This is a genomic window from Staphylococcus simulans (assembly GCF_003043455.1).
GTDB lineage: Bacteria > Bacillota > Bacilli > Staphylococcales > Staphylococcaceae > Staphylococcus > Staphylococcus simulans_A.
Genome location: NZ_PZGG01000108.1, coordinates 1 through 3,652 on the forward strand (window position 1 = coordinate 1; position 3,652 = coordinate 3,652).

Annotated in this window: 3 protein-coding genes; 2 read left to right on the top strand and 1 reads right to left on the bottom strand. The window is 36.6% G+C overall.

Translation table 11 applies throughout. The annotated features are described in order from the left end of the window. Nucleotides 1–246 precede the first annotated feature (246 nt). Nucleotides 247–1,017 carry an enoyl-ACP reductase FabI gene (gene fabI, locus BU038_RS11995; protein WP_107606207.1) on the top strand — a complete coding sequence of 257 codons (771 nt, stop codon included), beginning with the start codon at nucleotides 247–249 and terminating at the stop codon, nucleotides 1,015–1,017. Between the two features lie 134 nt (nucleotides 1,018–1,151). Further along, nucleotides 1,152–2,396: an MFS transporter gene (locus BU038_RS12000; protein ID WP_107606208.1), complete on the top strand. Its 1,245-nt coding sequence runs from the start codon at nucleotides 1,152–1,154 to the stop codon at nucleotides 2,394–2,396. An 84-nt stretch (nucleotides 2,397–2,480) separates the two neighbouring features. Here BU038_RS12000 and cozEa read toward each other — a convergent pair whose 3' ends face one another. Then, nucleotides 2,481–3,566 (bottom strand): lipoteichoic acid biosynthesis protein CozEa, encoded by a 1,086-nt coding sequence (gene cozEa, locus BU038_RS12005; RefSeq protein ID WP_107606209.1) that lies wholly within the window; start codon nucleotides 3,564–3,566, stop codon nucleotides 2,481–2,483. Nucleotides 3,567–3,652 lie beyond the last annotated feature (86 nt).

The window sequence follows — 3,652 nt, forward strand, 5'->3', positions numbered from 1 at the left end:
ATATTAGGAAATTAGCAGCTCTACGAGCTGAAAATTTCTTGGACAAAATAAAAAAGGAACGATTTTCATTTTTATATGTGAAAATCGTCCTTTTTATTAGGTTCCAGAACAATTATGTCCCGGCCCCTTTTCAATTCTACGATGCAATATGATAGATAATGGCTGAAACAAGTCTAATAGAACAAAAAATGTTATAATACTAATAATCAAAATTTGAATCATTAATTGAGTAAAAGGAGCGTTTTCATGTTTAGTTTAGAAGGAAAAACATACGTTATTATGGGAATTGCGAATAAACGCAGTATTGCTTTCGGGGTAGCCCAAGTTTTAGATGAATTAGGAGCAAAACTAGTCTTTACATACCGTAAAGAACGCAGCAAGAAAGAATTAGATAAACTTGTTGATCAATTAAATCAAAAAGAACATCTAACTTACCAAATTGATGTTCAAAGTGATGACGAAGTGATTGAAGGCTTCAAAAAAATCGGTGAAGATGTCGGTCAAATCGATGGTGTCTTCCATTCTATCGCATTTGCGAACGTTGAAGACTTACGCGGTCGCTTCTCAGAAACTTCAAGAGAAGGTTTCTTACTTGCACAAGACATCAGTTCTTATTCATTAACAATCGTTTCAAGAGAAGCGAAAAAAATAATGCCTGAAGGCGGCAGTATCGTCACAACAACATACTTAGGCGGAGAATACGCAGTACCTAACTATAACGTGATGGGTGTTGCGAAAGCCAGCTTAGAAGCAAACGTACGTTACTTAGCATTAGACTTAGGTCAAGACAATATCCGTGTCAATGCTGTTTCAGCAGGTCCAATCCGTACACTAAGTGCGAAAGGTGTCGGCGGCTTCAACACAATCTTAAAAGAAGTTGAAGAACGTGCACCATTAAAACGTAACGTTGATAAAGAAGAAGTCGGCAAAACAGCTGCTTTCTTATTAAGTGATTTATCAAGCGGTGTAACGGGTGAAAACATCCATGTTGACGCTGGTTTCCACGTAATTAAATAATAAAACTCAGTATAGCCCACTATGATAGTCTAAGACTAAAATAGTGGGCTATTTTTTTAAATGCGTCTATTCAATCCTCACAATGAAGTGTATGATAGTTACGGGAATAAAAACACAAAAGTGGGTGGACAAGGATGACAGAAAAAATTCATCAACAAGATAAGTCGTATTCTAATAAAATTTTAGCTTCTTCAATGCTTGGCTTTGGACTAGAAAATATGGATATTATGTTTTTAGCCTTTGCGTTATCAAGTATTATTAACGAATTCCATATCAGCTCTGCAGAAGCTGGTTTAATCGCATCGATCACAAACTTCGGTATGTTGTTCGGAGGTGTTATTTTTGGTGTGCTTGCAGACAAATATGGGCGTATTCGTATCTTTACATACACAATTTTTATCTTTGCGATAGCAACAGCGTTACTTTCAGTCGCGTCTAATATTTATATGGTTTATATTTTAAGATTCATTGCCGGTATGGGCGGCGGCGGAGAATTCGGTATCGGGATGGCACTAGTAGCTGAAGTGTTTAAGAAACAACGTCTAGGCCGTGTTTCTTCAGTCGTCGCAATCGGAGGTCAAATCGGCGCTTTAATTGCTGCGTTGTTAGCTGCCGCGATTTTACCGCATCTCGGTTGGCGTGCACTCTTTTTAATTGGTGTAGTACCTGTGATTTTAGCATTCTACATCCGTCGTAATTTAGATGAAACAGAATCATGGAAACAAGCAAAAGCCAATCGTACGTTAGAGAAGAAAAATCAATCACCAATTGGTTTATTATTTAATACGAAACATATGGCACATACGACAATCGCTTTAACGATTATGTCGAGTGTACAAGTTGCTGGGTACTTCGGTTTGATGAACTGGTTGCCATCCATACTTCAAAAACAACATGGCTTAAGTGTTTCTAACTCATCACTTTGGACAATCAGTACAATTATCGGTATGAGTTTAGGTATGTTTGCATTCGGACAAATATTAGATCGCTTTGGTGCTAAACTTTCTTATACTATCTTCCTTATCGCATCAGCGGCATCTGTATTTATTTATGTCTTTGCGCAAAGTGCAGTCGCTTTACTGATTGGTGGAGCCTTTGTCGGCTTCTTCGTCAACGGCATGTTTGCAGGCTATGGGGCAGTAATCAGCAGTTATTACCCAACACATATCCGCAGTACAGCGAACAATGTGGTCTTTAATATTGGACGTGCACTTGGTGGTTTATCACCGATTGCGATAGGTTATTTAATGGATCACTATGGTATGAGTACTACAATGATATTCCTCGCATGTCTTTATATGATTTCGCTTGTGATGATGTTATCACTTAGAAATATGCCGTTGAAAGGTAGAAAAGCAATGCGTACAAATCAAGCATAAACGACATGAAATATAAATAAATTTCATCAATACAAAAAGCGTTCAACTCCGTTTTTGTGAGTTGAACGCTTTTTATTATACTTGTTAATCTTTGACTTCGCTTTGTGCTTTCCGCATAATCTCTTGACGGTAAACAAAGATGTTACGGATGACTGTTTTAATCACTGCGTATAATGGAACGGCAACTAAAATTAAAACGAATCCGCCTAAGTTACCAGCCGCTAAGATAACGATAATAATTGTAAGCGGGTGAATGTTAAGTGATTTACCCATAACATTCGGTGTAATGACATTACCTTCTAATTGTTGTGCAATGAGTGTCACGACACAGACCCAAATAAATGCCGTCGGGCTTTGAATAATGCCGATGATTGCGGCAGGTAAGAAGGACATCCATGGTCCTAAGAATGGAATCATGTTTGCGACACCTGCGAATAACACAAGTAAAAGTGTATATTCTAAACCGATAATTGTATAACCGATGTAAAGAATGATTCCTAAAATTACACTGACTGTGACTTGTCCTTGAATGTATGATTGTAATGTATAGTTCACATCTTTTAATAAGTTCGTTACGAATACTTTACGGTCACCATTGAATAATTTAGCTACTGAAGGAATGAACTTCTCGTGGTCTTTCAACATATAAATTAAGAAGAATGGCACCATAATTAATAAGAACAGTGTAGAGATAATTTGAGAGACAATCGCAATCGAATTCGATAGGATGTTTGTCACATTATCTCCGAATGATTTTACAACTTTATTGATGCGATCAGTGACATCATTAGGAAGTTTATCCATTTGGTCTAGTGTATATTGTATGATTCCTTGAACTTCTTTTTGAAGTTGAGGTGCTTGTTTAATCAAACCGTTAATTTGGTTGGCGATGAGTGGTGCAACCACTGTAATCGCAGTTGCAGTTAAGCCGATTAAAATCACAAAGATAATCGAAATACTGCCCCAACGCGGCACCTTGCGTTTTTCTAAAAACTTTTGAAGCGGTAAAAAGACATAAAATAAAAAGCCGCTTAAAATAAATGGTAAAATGACTGATTGAATAATGATAATCAGCGGTTTAAAGATAACATGTACTTCCATAATCAATCTGATTAATAGAAATAATATCAATAACATGATTCCCGTTCGGAACCATACTTTATTTAACATTGACAATGTCCTCCTATAGAAATAGACTTATACATCATTATAGACTAAATTAAGTTATTGAAAAAGTCATATTTTCGCAGAAATGT

Coding starts and splice junctions, on each gene's coding strand:
- fabI (WP_107606207.1), top strand. CDS start 247: ATGTTTAGTTTAGAAGGAAAAACATACGTTATTATGGGAATTGCGAAT.
- BU038_RS12000 (WP_107606208.1), top strand. CDS start 1,152: ATGACAGAAAAAATTCATCAACAAGATAAGTCGTATTCTAATAAAATT.
- cozEa (WP_107606209.1), bottom strand. CDS start 3,566: ATGTTAAATAAAGTATGGTTCCGAACGGGAATCATGTTATTGATATTA.